This window comes from Verrucomicrobia bacterium S94, from assembly GCA_004299845.1.
GTDB lineage: Bacteria > Verrucomicrobiota > Kiritimatiellia > Kiritimatiellales > Pontiellaceae > Pontiella.
Genome location: CP036201.1, coordinates 81,354 through 102,978 on the forward strand (window position 1 = coordinate 81,354; position 21,625 = coordinate 102,978).

Sequence of the window (21,625 nt, forward strand, 5' to 3'; positions counted from 1 at the left end):
GTACAGCCGTCTTTGCAGGATATGCGGGGCGGCTGTTTTTTTAATGTGGTTAAAATTCGCATATAATCACATAGTTAACGCATAATGCGTGTTTACGCGGCGTGGAGAAGTCCTAAACTGCTCGCTGATTTTTTAACTATCTAAGGAGGCTGGATCATGAAAGAGTATAAGCAGTTTATCAATGGAGCGTGGGTTGATTCCGTATCCGACCAGATTGACAAGGTTTTGAATCCGTCCACAGGTGAAGTCATCGGAACGATTCAGGACGGTAACGAGGAGGATGCGCAAATCGCCCTACAGGCGGCGGAAAAAGCGCAGAAAGGCTGGGCAAAAATGCCGCCGCGCAAACGGGCCGAAATTCTGCGTAATTTCTGTAAAGAGATTCAGGCGAACCGTGAAGAGCTGGCCCGCCTGCTGACGGCTGAACAGGGCAAGCTGCTGACGGTGGCGCGATTCGAGGTGGATGTCTGCTGCTCGTTCATTGAATATGCCTGTGACTGGGCCCGTCAGATGGACGGCGATATTGTGAAATCCGATAACGAAAATGAGCATATCTGGATTCATAAAATTCCGCGCGGGGTGGTGGTGGGGATTACGGCCTGGAATTTCCCGCTTGCACTGGCCGGCCGCAAAATCGGGCCCGCGTTGGTTGCAGGGAACGCGATTGTGGTTAAGCCGACCTCGGAAACTCCGATGTCGACACTGGAGCTTGGGCCACTGGCGAAAAAAGCGGGAGTTCCCGATGGGGTGCTGAACATTGTGACCGGTCCCGGCCGGACCATGGGCGATGCGCTCTGCCGTCATCCGATCACCAAGATGATCACTATGACCGGCAGCACGCCGGCGGGTCAGGCGATTCTCAAGGCCGCTTCGGAAAATATGGCGCACTGCCAGCTGGAGCTGGGCGGCAAGGCACCGTTCATCGTTCTCGAAGATGCCGATCTCGAACAGGCCGCTGCTGCAGCACTGCATTCCCGATTCGACAACTGCGGGCAGGTCTGCACCTGCAATGAGCGTATGTATGTTGAGGAATCGGTTTATGACGACTTTATGAAAATTTTCATGCCAATGGTGGAAGCCATCAAGGTCGGCGATCCAATGGATGAATCTTCGGATATGGGCCCGAAAGTGAATGCCAGAGAGCTTGAGCATATGAAAGAGCTCGTCGAAATCAGTGTGAAGGAAGGGGCAACGGTTGCGTACGGCGGCAAGGAGGCCGAGGTTCCCGGATTTGAAGGAGGAAACTGGTTCGAGCCGACGATTCTGACGGATGTGACACAGGATATGACCATTGTTCATGAAGAGTCGTTCGGTCCGATTCTGCCGGTGGTTAAATTCAAAGGACTGGATCAGGCGATTGAATATGCCAATGACGCTGATTATGGGCTGGCCTGCATGATCTTCACAAAGGATATGAAAAATATCCTCCGTCTCACGGACGAACTGGAGTGTGGTGAGATTTATGTGAATCGGGGTCACGGTGAGCAGCACCAGGGTTTCCACAACGGGTATAAGCTTTCGGGTACCGGCGGCGAAGACGGCAAGTACGGTTTTGAGCAGTATCTTGAAAAGAAGACGTTCTATGTGAACTATAACTAAACAGGGATGGCCGATTTCCGAATGCCGATTTCCGTTTGTTTACCCGGCGGGTGTAAAAGTGAACGGATAAATCGGCAGTCTAAAATCGGCATTCGGTAACGGGATTAAGATGAGTTTAATTAAATCTATTGAAACGCGCCTGTTTGAAGTACCGCTGGCGGAAGTGCTGTCGGATGCGAAACACGGCGATCATCATTATTTCGAGCTGGTCACTGCAACGGTCACCCTCGAAGACGGCAGTAAGGGCACCGGTTATACCTATACCGGTGGAAAGGGCGGCTACGCGATCAGGGCCATGATCGAACACGACCTTGCACCGGCGCTGATCGGCCGGGATGGAACCGACATTGATGGCATCTACGATTTCATGGAGTGGCACATTCATTATGTCGGTCGAGGCGGCATTGCGTCGTTCGCCATTTCCGCAGTTGATATTGCGCTGTGGGATATCAAATGCAGAAAGGCCGGTGAACCGCTCTGGAAGATGGCCGGTGGAGCGGGGAACACCTGCAAAGCCTATTGCGGCGGGATTGACCTGATGTTCCCGCTGGAAAAACTGCTGAACAACATTCGCGGCTATCTGGCTTCCGGCTTCAATGCGGTGAAGATTAAGATCGGCCGTGAAAATCTTGAAGAGGACATTGAGCGGATTGCCGCAGTTCGTGAGCTGATCGGGCCGGATGTTACGTTCATGGTGGATGCGAACTATTCGATGAGTGTTGAAAAAGCGATCGAAGCGGCAGAACGTTTTAAGCCGTATGACATCACCTGGTTCGAAGAGCCGACGATTCCGGATAATTACCGGGGGTATGCTGAAATCGCGGAGGCCACCGGTGTGCCGCTGGCCATGGGCGAAAATCTGCATACGATTCATGAATTCGGTTATGCATTCGAGCAGGCGAAACTTTCGTATATTCAGCCGGATGCTTCCAATTGCGGCGGTATTACCGGATGGCTGGCGGTGGCGGAGCTTTCGCGGAAATATGATCTGCCGGTCTGTTCGCACGGTATGCAGGAACTGCATGTCAGCCTCGTTTCGGCACAGTCGAATTCCGGCTGGCTGGAAGTGCACAGTTTCCCGATCGACGAATATACAACCCGGCCGCTGGTCGTGGAGAACCATCGTGCGGTCGCATCTGACGAGCCGGGGATCGGTGTCGTTTTCAACTGGGAAAAGCTCAAGCCGTATGAAGTTGAATCGCTGAAGGCTTAAGGGGAACCGGGCTGGAGTGTACGCATTTCAGTCGTTTGCTCCGTAAGGTCTTCAATACGAATTTTCAAATAAAGGAATGGAAAATGAAAGCTGCATATTATTCAGGAAATAAAAGTTTCACGATCAAAGAGGATCAGCCGAAAGAGCCGGGGCCGGGCGATGCGCGGATTAAAATTGCATATTGCGGAATCTGCGGAACCGACCTGCATGTATACCACGGTTCGATGGATGCGCGGGTAACCACAAACCGGGTGATCGGTCATGAATGTTCGGCGGTAGTGGATGCGGTCGGGGCCGGTGTTGAAGGGCTTGAAGTGGGGGACCATGTGGTGGTGCGTCCATTAAGCCATTGTGGCGAATGTGCGGCCTGTAAAAAAGGATATATTCATGTCTGTCAGAATCTGAAGTTCCTGGGGCTGGATACGGAGGGCGCCATGCAGGAAATGTGGACGCTGCCGGCGCACACCCTGCATAAGATTCCGGCCGAAATGCGTCTTGATTATGCGGCACTGATTGAGCCGACTGCAGTGGCCTGCCACGATGTGGGCCGCGCAAAAATCAAAGAAGGTGAAGATGTGCTGGTGATCGGCGGCGGTCCGATCGGTCTGCTGGTGGCGATGGTTGCACGGCAGGCGGGCGGCAATGTCGTGATTTCCGAGGTGAGCGATTACCGTCTGGAAGTGGCTGAAAAACTTGGTTTCCAGACGCTGGATCCGCGTAAAGTCAATGTGGCCGAAGAGATGTGGAAACGTACCGGCGACAAAGGTGCGGAAGTCGTCTTTGAGGTTTCCGGTTCAAAGCCGGGCATTGAAACTATGACTGAAGCTGCGGCAGTACGTGGACGTATTGTGATGGTGGCGATTTTTGCCAATAAGCCGGAAGTTGATATGTTCAAGTTTTTCTGGCGGGAGCTTGAGCTGATGGGGGCGCGCGTCTATGAGGCGGCGGACTATGAAAAGGCGATTGAGCTGGTGGTGAAGGGCGACATCGATTGCGAGACGCTGATTACCGATATTCAGGAACTGGAAGATATCACCAAGGCATTCCAGGCTCTGGATGGTAATGCGACGGCGATGAAGAGTTTGATTAAGTGTTCATAAATTAACAGGAGAAGAACAATGAGTGTAATGGATCTGTTTGATCTTAAAGGAAAGGTTGCGCTGGTAACCGGCGGTACACATGGTATCGGAATGGCGGTCGGCATGGTGCTGGGCCAGGCCGGTGCCAAAATCTGTGTAAACGATATTGATGAAGCAAAACTGGAATCCGCAAAGAAAGAATACGCGGCGGCCGGCATTGATGCCTACACGCTGGTTTTCAATGTCTGCAGCGAAGCGGAAGTGGATGCCGGAATCTCTAAAATTGAGCAGGACGTCGGCGAAATCGATATTCTGGTGAACAATGCGGGGATCATCAAACGTATTCCGATTCTGGATATGCCGGTAGAGGAATTTGAGCAGGTGATCGATGTCGACCTCGTTGCGCCGTTCATTGTCAGTAAGCGTGTTGCACCGAACATGATCAAGAAGCGTGAAGGCAAGATTATCAACATGTGTTCGATGATGAGCCGTTATGGACGTAATTCCGTTTCGGCTTATGCATCCGCAAAAGGCGGCCTGAAAATGCTGACGGCCAATATGTGCTGTGAGTGGGCGAAGTATAATATTCAGGTGAACGGCATCGGTCCGGGCTACATTGCTACGGCGCAGACCGCTCCGATCCGTGAAGGCGGACATCCGTTCAACGATCTGGTTATGACCCGTACACCGGCCGACCGCTGGGGTGAACCGGAAGATGTCGGTAATGCGGCGCTCTTCCTGGCTTCCAAAGCCAGCCAGTTTGTTAACGGTCATGTGCTGTATGTGGATGGCGGTATTACGGCCAACTTCGGTTACGTTAAAGGCGAAAACGTCGTTTAATGCTTCAGCAGGGGCGGATGGCTATCCGCCCCTTTGTGTTTATTAGGGAAAGCGTTCATCCAGCGATAGAGTGACCGGTAGATGGATGGACCGCAAAGAGTATCCCCGTTTAAACCTATGCCCGAAAAAGCCATAGAGATTGCGTTGTGCATTGATTACAACAGTAATTATTACCGGAGTATTGTCAGCGGCGTGGCGCGTTACAGTAATCTCAAGGGGTGGCGGTTTTACACCAACCGGGGATTCCCGCAGATTTCCCGGCAGGACCTGAAAGCGTGGAAGGGTGCCGGCGTGATCGGTCGTCTGACTCCCGAGGTGATTGCTGATCTGCAGGACCGCGGCATTCCTGCGGTGAATGTGAAGTCGGACTACCTCAATCTTCCGGTGGCTTCGGTGCTGATGGATAACATGGCTATCGGCCGTATGGCGGCGGAGCATTTTCTGGATAAAGGAATCAGCCGTTTTGCAGCGACCTGCTGGTCGATCAAAGGTGCGAGCGGCGATTTAAAGGTCCGTGGCTTTATTCAGGCGCTGGAAAAACGCGGGCATTTGGTTCAGCGCCTGGAAAGTCAGAAAGATATCTCCCGGCCGGAACGCTGTCTCGATCTGCAGAAAGGGGAGACGGTCGGCGTTTTTGCAGCAGAGGATTATCTGGGCCGCATGGTCATCGAAGCGTGTCAGGACCACGGGTTGCGGGTTCCTGAAGACGTTGCGGTTATCGGTGTGGATAACAGCCCGTTTATCTGCGAGATGGTAAAGCCGGGTTTGACGACCGTTGAACTCGGTGCTGAGCGAATCGGTTATCAGGCGGCCCAGTTGCTGGACGATCTGATGAAGGGAGCGGCGGTTCCTGCAGAACCGATCATGGTTGCACCGGAGCGGGTGGTGCAGCGGCATTCCACGGATATTCTGGAAGTGAACGATGAGCTGGTTGGGCGTGCGCTACGCTTTATCAGTGAGCATGCCCACCAGCCGCTGACGGTAACGGAAATTACAGACGCGTTGTTCTGTAACCGTCGTGTGCTGGAAAAACGGTTTAAGGCCGAAGTCGGCCGCACGCTGCACGAAGAGATCCGGCGTTCCCGGATTAAACGTGCCTGCAGGCTGTTGCGGGAATCCGACATGCTGGTGGAAGTGCTGGCAGAAGCCTGCGGCTATTGTTCGCGCGAGCGTTTCAATGCGGCCTTCCGCAAAGAGACCGGAAAGACTCCATCTGCCTATCGCAAGGAATACCGCTTCGGATCCAACAGCTGATGATTTCCTCCTTATTCCGGGCGGTGTTTTTTCTGCCTCTGGATGTTTCAGTAGATTCCGTCAGATTCGAACGTTCCGAGATAGGTAATATCATTTACTAAAACATTCCGGTCTTAACGACAGCGTTAGTCCGTGCAGAGATGCAGAGAGCGCGGAGCTGTTTATGATTGAATTTCTCTGCGTCCTCAACGCCTCTGCGAGGGATCAAATTTATACCGGATAGTTTTAACGTTTGGTATAACATATCCAAAAGAAGGGTTGCCTGTGGGGAGGGTTCTGTGAGTAGCTTTTGTATTCTTGTATGAAAGGTGATTTATGATGAAACGTGTATTCCTGTTTTCTGTCCTGTGTGTAATCGGTGCTGCGGCGGACAGCTTCCGCTATGAGCCCGACTGGGATTCGATCCGGAGCCGGTATCAGGTGCCGGAATGGTTCCGTGATGCCAAGTTCGGTATTTTTATTCATTGGGGCCCTTATGCGGTGCCGGCTTATATGTCGGAAAAATATGCGCCGGGCATGTATGATCCCAACTGGAACAAAGGCGGAATGAATGCCTTCCGGCATCATCAGGAAACCTATGGGGATCCGTCGGAATTCGGGTACAAGGATTTTATTCCCATGTTCAAGGCCGAAAAGTTTGATGCCAAAGCCTGGGCCAGACTGTTTAAAAAGGCCGGCGCGCGCTATGTGGTTCCGGTGGCGGAACATCACGACGGGTTTGCCATGTATGCGTCGAAGCACACCCGCTGGAATGTGAAGGACATGGGGCCGAAAAAGGATACCATGCGCCTGCTGGCTGATGCCGTGCGGGCCGAGGGCATGAAGTTCGGCGCATCCTCGCATTTTGCGCTGAACCGGATTTATTACAAAACCACCGATCCGCATTGGGATACCAATGATCCGCAGTATGCCGACCTCTACTGGTATCCGCGCGATAAGGATTCAAAGCCGGACCAGGATTTTCTCGATCTCTGGTGGAAGCGTACCACGGACATCATCGATAATTATCAGCCGGATCTGCTCTGGTTTGATTATGGTCTGGATAAGCCCGGTTGGGAACCGGTGCATAAAAAAATTCTGGCCTATTATTACAACAAAGGGCTGGAGTGGAATAAAGGCGTGGTCTTTCAGGATAAGAACATGAAATACCACTGTTTCCCGGAAGATGTTATCGTGCTCGATATTGAACGCGGGCGTATGTCCGACATTTATAAATATCCGTGGCAGACCGATACCTCCGTCGGAAAAATTTCCTGGGGCTATATCGAAAACGAGGAGTATAAAACCGCCGACTACCTGCTCGACGAGCTGATCGATATTGTCAGTAAAAACGGCTGTCTGCTGCTCAACATCGGACCCAAAGCCGATGGTACTATTCCGAAAGAAGCCGAGGAGATTCTGCTTTCAATGGGGGAATGGATGGATGTCAACGGCGAAGCGCTGTTTAATACCCGGCCGTGGAAAATCTACGGCGAAGGCCCGACTAAAGTGAATAAAGGTCATCATTCCGAAAAAAACAATGAAGAGGCGGGTTATAAAGATATTCGCTTTACCACGAAAGGCGATGTCCTCTATGCCACGGCATTGGGCTGGCCGAAAAACGGAAAATTTCTTATCAAATCGCTGGCGAAGAATAATCCCCACGAATCGCGGCGCATTAAATCCGTGCAGTTTGTCAGCGGAAAAAATCACCTGAGATGGAAACAGACCCGCAAAGGGCTTGAACTGAATGTGCACGGCAAAAAGCCCTGCGAAGCCGCTTATGTCTTCAAGGTGGAATTCATGTGATGTTCCGGTGTTAGTTGGCTCAGTGCGTTGCGGGCTGAAAAGCGTCTCTGATTGATTCTTTATTCAGTGCGATGAGGGTGAAAACCCCGAGCACGGTTCCAAACGGCATGAACATGCATTCAATTCCGGCGATGACCATGCAGTACATCCGGTTTTTCCGTTGGCTGAGTTTTCGCCCGGCCACAATCATGCTGATGGCGGTCAGCCAGCCGGTGAGGATGAAGATGGAACCCATGATTACAAACAACCATCCGATCTGAGCCGGTGGCGGATTTCCATCGGTTTCTTCGAAGAACTTACCTGAAATGATGGCCAGCCCCATAAAAACATGGATGAACGGTATGCATGAAAAGAGTGCGGTAATGCCGCCTGCAACATAATGGAAAACGGCCAGGATGTTTAACTGCTTCGCTTCTTCATGATTCATAAATGGGCTCCTCTTATATATATTGTCTAGCGGGTGAACATTTATTTTCCATTATTCCGGTGTGGTCGGGAAATGCAATGGCGGAGGAGTGCCACAATGCCGGCTTTACCGCTTTGTCCTACGGCGCAGCTGATTACGGAACCGTCGGGATGCGTGATGAGGGTTTTGGAGTTTTCATACTCCTCTTCTTCATTCAATCTTCAAAGTAAGCTACGCAAACAGCAAGGTGCAGGGGGAGTGCAATTTAAGAAGGGTCTCCTGCAGGAATCGCCATGTTCTTTAATATCCATTCTGTTTTAATGATCGTGGAAATACAGAAAGGCACTGAATTCACGAAGATTTATTTTCGTGGATTTCAGTGGTTTTGGCTGAAGGAGATTTTCGATGTGGATTAAAACGGGTTTTATGGTTCTACTGTTTTCGCTGTCTGTTTTGGCTGCTGATAAGCCGAATATTGTGCTGTTGTTTGCGGATGATGCGGGATACGGGGATTTCGGATTTCACGGCAGCCGCCATTTCAGAACGCCGCATCTGGATGCGCTGGCGAAGGACGGGGTTGTGCTGACCCAGTTTTATGTAACGGGGGCCACGTGCGGACCGTCGCGCGCCGGGCTGCTGTCGGGCCGTTATCAGCAGCGCTTCGGATTCGAGGAGATTAATGTACCGGGAATCATGAGTCCTCACTCAAAACTGCTGGGCGACGAAATGGGGCTGCCGACCGATTTTCCAACCCTTGGAAATTATCTTCAGGAGCTGGGCTATAAAACCGCAGTCTTCGGAAAATGGCATATGGGGGTGGCGGATCGGTATCATCCGCTGAAACGCGGTTTTGATGAGTTTTACGGGTTCCGGGGCGGCGCACGCAGTTTTTTCCCTTATCCGCAGCCGGAGAAACAGAAACATGAAAATCTGCTGGAACGCAATTTCGGGGAATTTAAAGAACACGAGGGCTATCTGACGGATGCGCTGGCCGCTGAAACATGCGATTTTATAGCCCGTCACCGGGATGAGCCGTTTTTTGCCTATGTTGCGTTCAATGCGGTACATACCCCGATGCAGCCGGATCCGAAAGATAAAGATAAGTTTCCGCAGCTTGAGGGAAACCGCCGCAAAGTGGCGCAGATGACATTGTCGCTGGACCGCGCGTGCGGGAGAATTATGGATACCCTGAAAGCGCTGGGGCTTTACGAAAATACGCTGATTGTTTTTTCGAACGACAATGGTGGACCGATGGATAAAAACGGGTCGAGCAATTATCCGTTTTCCGGTGTGAAGGGCACGCAGCTGGAGGGGGGAATCCGTGTGCCCGGCGTGGTGGCCTGGCCGTCGAAACTGCCGCGGGGAAGAACGTATGATTATCCCATGATTACACTGGATCTGATTCCAACCTTTGTAAAAGCGGGCGGAGGGGAACCGGCGGAAAATCTGGATGGGGTGGATATGATGCCGTATCTGCTGGGCGAAAAAACGGGGCGGCCGCATCAGACGCTGCACTGGAAAATGGAAACGCGCGCCGCGATCCGCGACGGTGACTGGAAACTGCTGCGCTTCCCGGACCGGCCACCACAACTGTATAATTTAGCTGAAGATCCCGGCGAGCAGCATGATCTGGCGGCGGAACATCCGGATCTGGTGAAACAGCTTTTCAAAAAACAGTTTGAATGGGAAATGGAGCTGCAGCGTCCGCTGTTTATGCTCCGCCGTCAGGAGGAGGCGTGGTCAGCCCGCCGGGCCGATGAATTTTCGGTTCCTCCTTCTGCGGATTATTAGGCGCCTGTCATCCGTTACCGAAAGGTTTTCTGCTCTTTTCGGCCGTAGGGTAGCGGACGGTGTTCTTTCGTATTTTCCGTGGTAAAAACTTCCAGTCCCTGAAAAAATAACCAAAACGCAAGGTACGAGTGCAATAAGAGACGGCAATCTTGCAAGATCAGCTATGTTGGCTGATTTCAACCTGTGGCAATAAATAGAACCTCTCTGAAGGATGGCGTGTGTTTCGGCGGTAAAGAAGAGATGAAAGTGTGATGATGAAAAGGATGACAGCAGTTTCTGGAGTAATGGCGGTTATGGTGGGCAGCGGTTTTGCGGCACAGAAAGACTGGGAAAATGAACAGGTGTTCGAGCGCAACAAGCTTGGGGCTCGGGTGCCGGCTTATTCCTATAAAACAGAGAAGGATGCGCTGGCCGGTGATCGTACGACATCGCGTATGGTGCCGCTCAACGGCGTATGGAAATTCAAGGCTGTGCCGACCGAGGATGAACGGCCGAAGGATTTCATGGCACCCGATTTTTCCGGTGAGGGCTGGGACGATATTGAGGTTCCTTCCAACTGGGAGCTGAAGGGGCACGGCCAACCGATCTATTCCAATATTACCTATCCATTCACACCGGGCATTCTCGATACCAATCTGGCCTACGATTGGAAAGGGCCGCAGCCTCCGGTGCCGCCGAACATTTATCGCGATAATCCGGTGGGTAGTTATTTTCGCGATTTTGAAGTTCCCGATAGCTGGAAGGACGATTCGGTGATTCTGCATTTCGGCGGCGTGTCGTCGGCCTTTTATGTGTGGGTGAACGGAAGAGAGGTGGGTTACAGTCAGGGTAGCCGGCTGGCGGCGGAATTTGATATTACCGATTATGTGCAGCCGGGGACGAACCGTCTGGCGGTGCAGGTGTTCCGCTGGAGTGACGGATCGTATCTGGAAGATCAGGATATGTGGCGGCTGAGCGGGATTCACCGTGAAGTGCTGCTGTTGGCTCAGCCGAAGGTTGCGATCAATGATATGTATGTTCGAGCATCGCTCGACAAAAATTATGAACATGGAAAACTGGAAATCCGACCGCGTCTTTGGGTGAAAAAAGGTCACGCTGATCTGGAAGGATGGACGGTTTCGGCGGAACTGTTTGACGGAGCGGAACAGGTCTTTGAAAAACCGCTTTTCTGTTCCGCGAAAAAGATCCATGAAGAGCGCTGGCCGCCGCGGGACCATCCGGTCTTCGGGTTCATGAAGGCGGATATCCGCAATCCGAAGAAATGGACGGCGGAAACGCCGAACCTCTACCGCCTGGTGCTGACGTTGAAAAATTCAAAGGGCGAAGTGGTGGAGGCCCGCAGTCAGGACATCGGTTTCCGGCGTGTGGAATTCGGTCCGGAAAATCAACTGCTGATCAACGGTGAAGAAGTGAAGCTGATGGGCGTGAACCGACATGATCACAGTCATTTGCACGGCAAGGCGCTGACGCGGGCGGAAATGCGCCGGGATGTCGAACTGCTGAAACGGTTTAATTTTAATGCGGTGCGTACGAGCCATTATCCGAACGATCCTTATTTTCTTCAGCTGTGCAATGAATACGGCCTTTATGTGATGAGTGAGGCGAATATCGAAACGCATCATCTGGGCGGATATATTGCCAACCAGCCATCATGGAACGGGGCGCTGTTGAGCCGTGTTACGCGGATGGTGGAGCGTGATAAAAACAATCCGAGCATCATTTCGTGGTCGCTGGGTAATGAATCGGGTACAGGGCCGGGGTTTGCGGCGGCGGCCGCCTGGGTGAAATATTATGATCCGTCGCGCTTTATTCATTATGAAGGTGCGCAAGGCGATCCGACGCATCCGGATTATGTGGAGGAGGATGATGTCGGTTACAAGGTTACAAAGTGGCCGGTTTTTGCCAATCCGACTGATCCGGATTATGTGGATGTAATCAGCCGGATGTATCCGGAACTGCGTCAGCTGGTGACGTTGAGTGAAAGCGAACAGATTAATCGGCCGATCGTGATGTGTGAATATCTGCATGCGATGGGGAATTCGGTCGGCGGGTTGAATGACTGGTGGAAGGAAATCCGCGCACGCAAAAATCTGATCGGCGGATTTATCTGGGACATGATTGACCAGGGCCTGCAGACGACGAATGAAAACGGTGAGGTCTTTTTTGCGTATGGCGGCGATTTCGGTGATATCCCGAACGATGAAAACTTCTGTTTAAACGGTGTTTTTGCATCGGACCGCACTCCGAACCCGCATGCGTGGGAATGTAAATATGTTTTCCAGCCGGTGGAGATTTCAGGAGCGGGTAACCGGATGGTGAAAATTGAAAACCGGTTCAGCTTCACGAATCTCAAAGAGTATGAAATCCGCTGGAGCTTTTCTGAAAACGGTACGGAGCAGCAGTCCGGTGTGCTTGAACCACTGGATCTTGAACCGGGTGAGGCCGTTGTGGTTGAAATTCCTGCCGACCTTTCGGATGTGCGCGATGATGCGGAGTACTGGATCGGGGTGAGTGTGCATGAAACCCGGGACCGTCTGTGGGCGGAAAAAGGATTTGAAATTGCCAAGAACCAGTTCCTGGTCCGGGAAGCGCAACCGAAGCCGGCTTATGTTTCAGCGGTGCACGGAGAAGTTTCGTTTAAGGAAAATGATCGCGTTGTCGAAATCAGCGGTCCTGATTTTTCGGCCGTCGTTTCGAAACAGGACGGTAATCTGATTTCGTATACGGTGAATGGGGTGCAGCAGCTGGCGGCTCCGCTGAGGCCGAATTTTAACCGTCCGCCGGTTGACAATGATCTGCGCGGCCGCGGCTGGAAGCCGTTTAATGCTTCGCAGAAGGTGTGGGGGAAACTGCCGGGCGCGTTCCGAGTTAAGCAGTTTAAAGCGGGAGCCTACAAGGGGCATACGGTGCGTGTGGCCGTGGACCGCGAAGCGGAGAAGGTTAAACTGACGACCGTTTATACCTTTTTCAGCGATGGTGCCGTGGAAGTGCGGATGGAACTGGATGCCGATGCATCGCTGCCGAACCTTTACCGAGTCGGTATGACGCTGGGCGTTCCCGGTGCGTATTCCGAAGCTGCGTATTACGGGCGGGGGCCGTGGGAAAATTATGAGGATCGGAAGCTCAGTGCCGACGTGCATGATTTTTCACTGAAAACCGACGAGCTGTTTCACAGCTATGCGGTGCCGCAGGAAAACGGCAGGCACTGTGATACACGCTGGTTCCGGCTGTCCGACGGCATGCACAGCCTGAAGTTTGACGGGGCTCCGGTTTTCGCTTTTTCGGTCTGGCCTTATTCCGCTGAACAGCTTGCTGCGGCGAGGCATCCTTTTGATCTGAAACCGCAGGGTTTCTATACCGTGAATATTGATCTCGTGCAGGCGGGGCTGGGCGGAACGCTGTCCGATACACTGCCTCAATATATCGTAAATCCGGGAAGCTATGCATTCGGATTCATGATGATCCCGGAAACCAAGCAGGAATGAAATGATGAATAAAGCCACATTAGCGGGTTGTGTACTGGCAGGCGCGGTTATGTCGTCGGCGTTCGCCGGTTCCGGAAACGTGCCATTGAAGGAGCAGGCTCTGGTGAAAATCGGTGAACTTGAAGCGCTGATGGATCAGGCCCGTGCGAAGGAACTTTGTGTGGCACGTGAAGAAACCGTGGTGTGGTTTTCAAAGGAGTTTATTAAGTTTGCAGATTGGGATGAAGCCCATAAGGAGGCGAATGAATATCTGTTCGGCGTCTACCATCAGCCCTTTAAAAGTCGGAAGAAGGAACTGGCGGAACAGTTGCCGGATTTCGAGCGGAAGAAAGTTATTGAGCTGCTGGACAAGGGCATTGCCACACTGAGCGCGGTAATCCGCGGTGAGATCGTTCGTCGTCCTGTAAACCGGGTGAACTGGGAAAATATCGAGGTGGTTGAGGATGTTCTGCTGAGTAACGGTAAACCGGTTTTTCTGTATGACTATTTTTCCAAATCGGTGGGCCGTCCGCTGACTGATAAACAGGTGTATAATGATCATCTCGGGGCCATCTTCCACGGTGGTGAAAACCTGTATCCGGTCGACCATGATCGGGCGATCAATTCATTTCTGCTGAAGGAAGACGGATCGTGGGATGAGGAACTGCTGAAAGAGATTACCGAAATTCATAATACTAACGTCGGGTTTCTGCTGTTCTGGAACGGCGGGATTCCGGAGTGGGTGCTGGAGAGAGAACCGGAGGCGGATAAAGGACGAAGCCTTTTCACGGGCTATGATATCGATAATCCGCTGATGCGTGAGGTATGGGGGAAAATCGCCCGTAAGTCAGGGGAACTTACCCGCGGTAAAAAAGTGACCCAGCTCGGCTATATTCTTTCCAATGAGCCGCACTGGTATGCGGCGAAGGAGCACTGGACTCAGCGGTATAAAGAGATGAATTCGGTTTCTTCGTACACGGATGCCCGCTTTAAAGCATGGCTGAAGAAAAACTATAACGGTGATATCGGGAAACTGAACAGCAATTGGGAAAGTGAATTCAGAAGCTTTGAAGAGGTTTCCTATCCGTTCCCGCTTCCGCGTTCGTTGCGGGGAACAGCGCTGTGGTATGATTTCTGCCGTTTTAATATGGACCGTGTAACGGATTGGTTTACCTATATTCAGAATGAATTGCGTAAAGGAAATCCGGAAGCGGAGACAAGCATCAAATTGCAACCCAATCTGTTTTCCGAAAATTACCGTTCGCACGGCATTGATGTGGAAGCACTGACCGAACTGACGTCGATGATCGGCGATGATGCCAAAACGAAATGGATCCGGAATCTGAATGCAAATCAGTCTGAACCTTGGGAGGCGCACTACGCCTATTGCTGGGAAGAGCTGAGCATGACCTACGATTTTCTGGAATCGGTTGCGCCGAACAAGATTCACTTCAACTCGGAAAACCATTTTCTATCGGCTTCGTGGGTACGCGAGCTGGATATGCCCGAGGAGTATGTGCGCAACGTCTACTGGCTGGCGACAATCCAGGGCATGGATGCCAATCTGGCCTGGTGGTGGGCACGCGATCCGGACGGATCTCCGGAAGACCGTATGGAAGGTGAACTGAATTTCTTTGATCCGGCGTTGGCCGGATCCTATGCGGCTTCGGCCAATCAGCAGCCGCATGTGGTGAATGAAGTGACGCAGGTGATGTATGACCTGAACAGCGTTTCGGAAGAAATCATGGCCATTCGCCGGCAGCGTCGTCCGGTTCGTCTGTTCTACTCGGAAACCTCATCGATCAACAAATCCCGGCACATGAGCGATCAGTTTGAGATGTATGAAAAACTGTTTTTCGAAGGTTTTCCGCTGGGCTATGTGACGGAAAAAATTCTGACCAGACAGGATCACCGTCTATGGGATACGGTGGTGGTGTATAAAACACCGTTTGTGACCGATTCCGAATTTGCGGCGTTACAGCAGTATCTGGATGGCGGCGGCACAGTGATTGTCGATGCCTGGAGTCTGGACAGAAACCAGTATGGTCGACCGCGCCGGGAAAAGCTTTCCCCGGGGAAGGGGCGGCTGATTGTGCTTCCGAAAAGTGCAACTCCGGAGCAGATGAAGCAGAAAGCTCTGGCATTGAGCCCGGGGGCAAAACAGCCGGTTGTTGTTTCCGAGGATAACGGATCAACACACAAGGGCTGCACCTGGCGTGTGGTGAGAAATCCGAACGGAGAAGGTTATCTGGTTAATATTCTGAATCTGGGAAAACACCCGGCCGAGCTGCAGCTGAAGGATTCGAACGGAAAGCCGGTGGATGCAGTTGATGTGCTTACGGGGAAATCGATGGGTTCTGCATTTGCACTGAAATCCAACGGGGTGCTGTTGCTGAATGTTGCGGCGCGGTAAGAGGGGAAACGATGAAAAACTATCAGAGGAATGCCTTTATTTTTGCCACGATCGTTGCGATCGGCGGTCTGGTGTTCGGGATCGATGCGGTGCTCATTTCCGGGACGACCAGCTATATTACTGAAGAGTTCGGTCTGACACCGGATATGTTGGGCAATGTGGTTTCATCGACGCTGCTCGGTGTTCTCATTGCATTGCCGTTTGTCGGGCCTGCGTGCAACAGTTTCGGGCGGAAGCGCGTGATTCAGATTATTGCTGTGCTCTATCTGATTTCTGCCGTCGGCTCCACTTTTGCGCCGGGGTACTGGACACTGTTCATTGCCCGTTTTATCGGCGGCCTCGCATTCAGTTCCATCACATTGGCCTCGATGTATATCGGCGAAATTTCGCCGCCGAGCTGGCGCGGAAAGCTGGTGGCGATGACGCAGATCAATATTGTGATCGGGCTGACGTTGGCCTATTTCATAAACGATGCAGTTTTTAAAGCCTCAGTTTCCGGAACCGGCTGGGCGGAATCGCTGGGGTTTGCGGATCATACCTGGCGCTGGATGCTGGGTTCGGAAATTCCGGCCGCGGCTATCTGGCTGGTTCTGCTTTTCTTCATTCCGGAAAGTCCGTCGTGGCTGTTTTATAAAGGGCGTGAAGCGGAAGCGCGCAGTGTGCTCACAAAGCTGCTGTCCGATGATGAAATCGATCATCATCTTGATGAGATGCGTGAGAGTATGGCCGAGAACGCACAGGAGCACGATATTCTTACCCAGTTTAAAGAGATTTTCGGGCGGCGCATGCGTCTGATTCTGGTGATTGCCGTGACGTTTGCTATTGCACAGCAGGCATCGGGAATAAATGCGATTATGTTTTATGCCACCACGGTGGTGGAACAGCTCGGTTTCGGTACGGATGCCGCTTTTACCCAGACGGTTCTGTTTGGTGTGGCCAGCCTTGTCTTCACGATTGTGGCTCTGCTGCTGGTCGATAAAATCGGCCGTCGTCCGTTGATTGTCGGCGGTATGCTCTGGATTATTGCGAGCCTCGGCGTCGGTGCCTACAGTTTTTCACAGGCGACCTATACCCTGCAGCAAAACACTATTGTCGAATTGACCGATGCGGGGATTTTTCCGCAACCGGAGCGGCTGGAAGCCATTGTCGGTGTGGAATATCACAGTGATGTAGAGTTTAAGGCTGCCATTAATGAGGTGCTCGGAGAAAAGGATGCACGGAATAATCAGAGTCTGCTGATTCAGAATGCCGCTCAGATGAATGCGATGCTGATTTTTATCTGCATGCTCAGTTTTATTGCGGCGTTTCATTTTTCCATCGGTCCGATTATGTGGATTGTTTTTTCAGAAATTTTTCCGATATCGCTACGCGGAATTGCTATTCCGCTCTTCGGTTTCATCAGTACATTTGTCAGCTGGAGTGTGGCCAAATTTTTTCCGGTACAGCTTGATAAGCTGGGGATGGCTTCCACGCTGCTGACCTATGCTGGTTTTGTTGCGGCAGGGCTGGTGGTTCTCTTCTTTACGTTCAAGGAAACCAAAGGCCTGTCAATCGAGGAGATTCAGCAGAAGCTGGTTATTAAAACCAAGGTCTGATTTTTAAACCTGTAACTTTAGGATGTTAACCATGAGTATTCCTGCAGTGACCGATAATGCGAACAGTCCGTTTGTGAAGTTTAAGTCGATCGGCATCGGTGAGTGCCGCTGGACGGAAGGCTTCTGGGCTGATAAATTCAAACAGTGCGAAGAGACGATGGTTCCGTATATGGGCGCGGTGCTGAAAGGCGACGTCGGTCATGCGTACAACAACTTTAAAATCGCTGCCGGCCTGATGGCCGGGGAACATCAGGGGTTCTACTGGCATGACGGAGACTTCTTTAAATGGATGGAGGCCTGCGTTCATATTTATGCCGTTAACAGAGACGAAAAGCTGATGGATGAACTGGATGAAATCCTGAAGCTGATAGCGGAGGTGCAGGAAGGCGATGGATACCTGCATACCTATATTCAGATAAATAACATCGGTCATTTTTCAAACCGGAAATATCATGAAATGTATAACTGCGGGCACCTTTATACCGCCGCCTGCATTCATTATCGCGTTACGGGGAAAACCAATTTTCTGGACATTGCGGTTAAAAATGCGGACCTGCTCTATAGTCTTTTCCAGCCTCAGCCGCCGGAGTTGGGACGCTTCGGATTCAATCAGTCGCAGATTATGGGGCTGGCCGAGCTGTACCGTACCACCAGAGATACGCGCTACCTAGAGCTGGCCGAAATCTTCATCAACAACCGGGGGAAATATCCGGTGGTGCATGATTCGACGACGGAGGGCTATCCGATCGGCGATATGGTGCAGGAGACGGTTGCTATACGCGAAGAAACCGAGGCCGCTGGACATGCCGTATTGGCGCTTTACTACTATGCCGGAGCTGCCGATGTTGCGGCTGAGACCGGAGAGCAGGCGCTGTTGGATGCCCTTGACCGGTTGTGGAACAGCGTGGTGAACCGGAAGATGTATGCCACCGGCGCCGTCGGACAGACCCATTTCGGTTCTTCGCCGCGCCGGCAGCTCATTGAAGAAGGGTTTATTGATGACTACAAAATGCCGAATACAACGTCGTATAATGAAACCTGTGCGAATATTGCGAATGCCATGTTCAGTTATCGCATGCTTGGTATTAAAGGGGAGTCAAAGTATGCAGACATCATGGAACTGGTGCTGCACAATAGTGCGCTGGTAGGAATCGGGCATAGTGGGAAAGATTATTTCTATGCCAATCCGCTGCGTTTTGTTCATGGTCAGCGCGAATACGACGATGATCCCGAAGTGACGGAATCGCCGCACCGTGAGCCCTATCTTGAATGCTTCTGCTGTCCGCCGAATCTGGTGCGCACGATTGCGAAGGTTTCCGGCTGGGCGTACAGTCTGGCACCGAACGGGATATCGGTGAATCTTTACGGCGCGAATGAACTTTCGACCTGTCTGCAGGACGGTTCCGCCCTTAAGCTGCGCCAGCAGACGGACTATCCGTGGGATGGTGCCGTGACGATTACGATGGAGGAGTGTAAAGCCGATGCATTTGATCTCTATCTGCGTATTCCGGAATGGGCGGAGGACGCAACTGTTCTGGTGAATGGCGTAGCATCCGGAGCGGTTGTACAGGCCGGTGAGTTTGCCGTGCTGAGCCGTGAATGGAAAGCAGGCGATACGGTTGAGCTGAACCTCCCGATGGATGCCGTGTTTATTGAAGGGCATCCCTATATCGAGGAAGTGCGCAATGAAGTGGCTGTAAAACGCGGGCCGCTGCTCTATTGCATTGAATCTCCGGATCTTCCGAAAGAGGTGTCGATTCTTGACGTCTACCTGCAGGGGGATGCCGAGCTCAAGGTGGAAGATCAGCCGGATCTGCTCGGCGGCGTGAAGACTATCCGCACCGATGTGCTGTTGCGTAATGATACGGATAAAAGCCGGATGTATCACCGGGTATCCAAACCGGATTTCACTCCATTTAAAGCTCAGCTGATTCCGTATTATGCCTGGAGTAATCGCGGTACTGCGGAAATGACTGTGTTCATGCCGGTGATCTGGCATTGATCCATTATACCGGAATTTGGGAAAGGAAGGTTTCGGCCTTCCTTTTTTATAATGGTGTGCAACGAGAGCAGACTTGAATGCAGGATCGGCTGTTCTCAGAGCCGGGTTCCTATGGGAACGTGTTAACAGTCGGATGGAAGAAGCGCATGCGCTGAATCCGTCCTGTTAATACGAAACAGGAGGAACCAGAAATGAAAACCGAATATACATTATGCGCGCTTTTCAGCGCAGGTCTGATGATCAGTCAGGTACAGGCGGGAATTACGTTTGAGGACGATTTTGAAAGTTATACCCCCGGAGATTCTCCGTCCCCTACAAATGTGTGGGTTGATGCAGAGGGAATGACTGTGACCAACGGGGGGAGCTGGGGATCGCAGTGGGTAAACAATGTCAGTACCGATGGCTGGAGTTTTGCAACGCTGGACATGCCGGACGCGGCTGTGATGACGATCTCATTTGATGCATATTTTGACACTGCTGATTTCGGAGACGGTTATATGCGCATGAGCATGAACGGGGATCTGGGAAATGTGAACCGGCTCGATTTCGGGAAAAACTGGGATATGCGCAAGGGTACGGATTTCAGCATGGATAAAGTACAGCATTTTGATGTGGTCATGAATCTGAGCGGAGCAACCGTGAACTATAACGGAACTTCGATTGCGCATGACAGTTTCGCGGTATGGGTTGACGGAGCGCAGGCCGGCCCGGCTTCCGGTACTGCCGGCAGCGGCGGGGAGTATCCGATGGATCAGAGCGGTTCGGAGAATAATACGCTGATTACCAAGGTCGGGTTCTGGGTTAATGCAGCGGCGGTACAGCTCGATAATATCGAAGTGCGGGATGAAGCCTACGTAATTCAGTATCCATGGGATACCGTATTCAATTATGAGTTTGACGGAACGGTGGATGGTACCGTTTTCTCGAATCTCGGTGGATGGGACAGTCTGAATCAGTGGGGCTTCGGTTTTATCAATACGAATGTCACCGGTGCGCGGCTAGTGCACCGTCCGGAAAGCACAGAGCCGGAATTTGAAGTCAACAAAAAGGGCTGGAACTGGCGTGGTGTGATCCTGACCAACGGACTGGGCCGTGCTGTGGTGACCAATGAAGCGATTGAGTTCAAAATGGATTATTCCATGTTTGCCTATACAGAGCGTTCGAACCGCAACGGGATCGATTTTTTCCTGACCACCAATCATACGGCACTTGCGGATAATACGGCTCCGCATGAGGCTTCGCAGCAGTATTTCGGCAGTGAACCCGAAGCGCAGATGGGATTCCGGACCAAACAGCTGAATTGGGAAGTCGGCGGTGCATGGCCGGATGGCGGTTTCGGGCTTACGCTGGATCCCGTTAATGTCGGAGATGTACAGCTTTCGATGAGTCTGAATGCGATCGGTATTACCAATTTGTCCGGAGGTGTTGCGGCAGACATTGAGAGTATCCCGATGACTATTACCTACACAGCTCAGAAAACCACGAATGCTGGGATCTGGCGTGTCAGCGTTGAAATTGCGAATGCCGACGGCGACGTACTGCAATCCTACAGCGACAGCAGCTATACCAATCAGGTCCTTTATGACGCGGAGGATATCTATTTCGGAATGTACGCTTTTCACAATGCAGAAGGTGAAGAAGGGGCGGAAATGGATAATATGCGGCTTCGGATTCTGCATGAGGCGGAGCCGGTTTATACGCCATATGAAAATTTCCTGATTACTTATGGCCTTCTGGGTGAAAGTAAAACTGCAGACAGCGATGAGGACGGCCTGAACAACTGGGGCGAATATGTATTCGGCGGAAACCCGACCAATGGAAACGATGTGGGCAGTCAGCCTGTATTCGATGCGGTTTCCGGAAATTATATTTTCAATCTGATTGGTGATAATTCGGTAATTGCCCATATCCAGGAAACCGATGATTTGGTGATCGGTACCTGGTCGACCATTGATACGGTGGCTGTTTCGGAAACCAACAGGGTTCTGAACGCCTATACCAACTCGGTCGGAACGTCGGCAACGAAGAAGTTTCTGAAGCTGATTGTTGATTAACATTTAGAACAGATTGAATGGAGAGAGGTGCCCGGCGTTGCAGAGGGGTACCTCTTTTCTTCTGCAGAATGCGTTCCCGGGATAATCACCGCTGCATGAATCGGTCAATCAGAGATCAGCTTTGTGC

Annotated in this window: 12 protein-coding genes and 1 pseudogene; 12 read left to right on the forward strand and 1 reads right to left on the reverse strand. The window is 51.8% G+C overall.

Going from position 1 to position 21,625, the window contains the following annotated elements; genetic code table 11:
- Nucleotides 1–156 precede the first annotated feature (156 nt).
- The 6 genes from aldA (at nucleotide 157) to EGM51_00305 (ending at nucleotide 7,773) form a co-directional block, all read left to right on the forward strand.
- Nucleotides 157–1,599 (forward strand): aldehyde dehydrogenase, encoded by a 1,443-nt coding sequence (aldA, locus tag EGM51_00280; protein QBG45921.1) that lies wholly within the window; start codon nucleotides 157–159, stop codon nucleotides 1,597–1,599.
- A 109-nt stretch (nucleotides 1,600–1,708) separates the two neighbouring features.
- Nucleotides 1,709–2,812, forward strand: coding sequence for a mandelate racemase/muconate lactonizing enzyme family protein (locus tag EGM51_00285; protein QBG45922.1), 1,104 nt, complete (start codon nucleotides 1,709–1,711; stop codon nucleotides 2,810–2,812).
- An 83-nt stretch (nucleotides 2,813–2,895) separates the two neighbouring features.
- Complete coding sequence (locus tag EGM51_00290) at nucleotides 2,896–3,912, forward strand: Zn-dependent alcohol dehydrogenase (GenBank protein QBG45923.1); 1,017 nt, start codon at nucleotides 2,896–2,898, stop codon at nucleotides 3,910–3,912.
- Nucleotides 3,913–3,930: 18 nt separating this feature from the next.
- Nucleotides 3,931–4,731: a gluconate 5-dehydrogenase gene (locus EGM51_00295; protein ID QBG45924.1), complete on the forward strand. Its 801-nt coding sequence runs from the start codon at nucleotides 3,931–3,933 to the stop codon at nucleotides 4,729–4,731.
- Nucleotides 4,732–4,812: 81 nt separating this feature from the next.
- Nucleotides 4,813–5,985 carry a helix-turn-helix domain-containing protein gene (locus tag EGM51_00300; protein QBG45925.1) on the forward strand — a complete coding sequence of 391 codons (1,173 nt, stop codon included), beginning with the start codon at nucleotides 4,813–4,815 and terminating at the stop codon, nucleotides 5,983–5,985.
- 315 nt (nucleotides 5,986–6,300) lie between these two features.
- A complete protein-coding gene (locus tag EGM51_00305; protein ID QBG45926.1) occupies nucleotides 6,301–7,773 on the forward strand; it encodes an alpha-L-fucosidase in 1,473 nt (490 codons plus the stop codon).
- A gap of 19 nt (nucleotides 7,774–7,792) precedes the next feature.
- On the opposite strand, the gene EGM51_00310 is transcribed toward EGM51_00305, so the two are convergent.
- Entirely contained in the window at nucleotides 7,793–8,200 is a 408-nt protein-coding gene (locus EGM51_00310; protein QBG45927.1) for a hypothetical protein, read from the reverse strand.
- Between the two features lie 384 nt (nucleotides 8,201–8,584).
- Between EGM51_00310 and EGM51_00315 the strand changes: the two genes are divergently transcribed.
- From EGM51_00315 to EGM51_00340, 6 genes and pseudogenes are all read left to right on the forward strand, one after another.
- Nucleotides 8,585–9,970, forward strand: coding sequence for a sulfatase (locus EGM51_00315; protein ID QBG45928.1), 1,386 nt, complete (start codon nucleotides 8,585–8,587; stop codon nucleotides 9,968–9,970).
- Nucleotides 9,971–10,233: 263 nt separating this feature from the next.
- On the forward strand, nucleotides 10,234–13,455 hold the full coding sequence (locus EGM51_00320; protein ID QBG45929.1) for a DUF4981 domain-containing protein: 3,222 nt from the start codon (nucleotides 10,234–10,236) through the stop codon (nucleotides 13,453–13,455).
- A gap of 85 nt (nucleotides 13,456–13,540) precedes the next feature.
- Nucleotides 13,541–15,847, forward strand: a pseudogene (locus EGM51_00325) (glycoside hydrolase family 42).
- Between the two features lie 11 nt (nucleotides 15,848–15,858).
- The gene (locus EGM51_00330; GenBank protein QBG45930.1) at nucleotides 15,859–17,442 is read left to right on the forward strand and encodes an MFS transporter; all 1,584 of its coding nucleotides are present in this window, start codon (nucleotides 15,859–15,861) and stop codon (nucleotides 17,440–17,442) included.
- Between the two features lie 22 nt (nucleotides 17,443–17,464).
- Entirely contained in the window at nucleotides 17,465–19,444 is a 1,980-nt protein-coding gene (locus EGM51_00335) for a glycoside hydrolase family 127 protein (protein ID QBG45931.1), read from the forward strand.
- 191 nt (nucleotides 19,445–19,635) lie between these two features.
- Complete coding sequence (locus EGM51_00340; protein QBG45932.1) at nucleotides 19,636–21,498, forward strand: hypothetical protein; 1,863 nt, start codon at nucleotides 19,636–19,638, stop codon at nucleotides 21,496–21,498.
- Nucleotides 21,499–21,625 lie beyond the last annotated feature (127 nt).

Excerpts from the sequence above, each read along its gene's own strand:
- EGM51_00295 (QBG45924.1), top strand. The coding sequence starts at position 3,931 with ATGAGTGTAATGGATCTGTTTGATCTTAAAGGAAAGGTTGCGCTGGTA.
- EGM51_00340 (QBG45932.1), top strand. The coding sequence starts at position 19,636 with ATGAAAACCGAATATACATTATGCGCGCTTTTCAGCGCAGGTCTGATG.
- EGM51_00335 (QBG45931.1), top strand. The coding sequence starts at position 17,465 with ATGTTAACCATGAGTATTCCTGCAGTGACCGATAATGCGAACAGTCCG.
- EGM51_00315 (QBG45928.1), top strand. The coding sequence starts at position 8,585 with ATGTGGATTAAAACGGGTTTTATGGTTCTACTGTTTTCGCTGTCTGTT.
- EGM51_00300 (QBG45925.1), top strand. The coding sequence starts at position 4,813 with ATGGATGGACCGCAAAGAGTATCCCCGTTTAAACCTATGCCCGAAAAA.
- EGM51_00305 (QBG45926.1), top strand. The coding sequence starts at position 6,301 with ATGATGAAACGTGTATTCCTGTTTTCTGTCCTGTGTGTAATCGGTGCT.
- EGM51_00285 (QBG45922.1), top strand. The coding sequence starts at position 1,709 with ATGAGTTTAATTAAATCTATTGAAACGCGCCTGTTTGAAGTACCGCTG.
- aldA (QBG45921.1), top strand. The coding sequence starts at position 157 with ATGAAAGAGTATAAGCAGTTTATCAATGGAGCGTGGGTTGATTCCGTA.
- EGM51_00320 (QBG45929.1), top strand. The coding sequence starts at position 10,234 with ATGACAGCAGTTTCTGGAGTAATGGCGGTTATGGTGGGCAGCGGTTTT.
- EGM51_00310 (QBG45927.1), bottom strand. The coding sequence starts at position 8,200 with ATGAATCATGAAGAAGCGAAGCAGTTAAACATCCTGGCCGTTTTCCAT.
- EGM51_00290 (QBG45923.1), top strand. The coding sequence starts at position 2,896 with ATGAAAGCTGCATATTATTCAGGAAATAAAAGTTTCACGATCAAAGAG.
- EGM51_00330 (QBG45930.1), top strand. The coding sequence starts at position 15,859 with ATGAAAAACTATCAGAGGAATGCCTTTATTTTTGCCACGATCGTTGCG.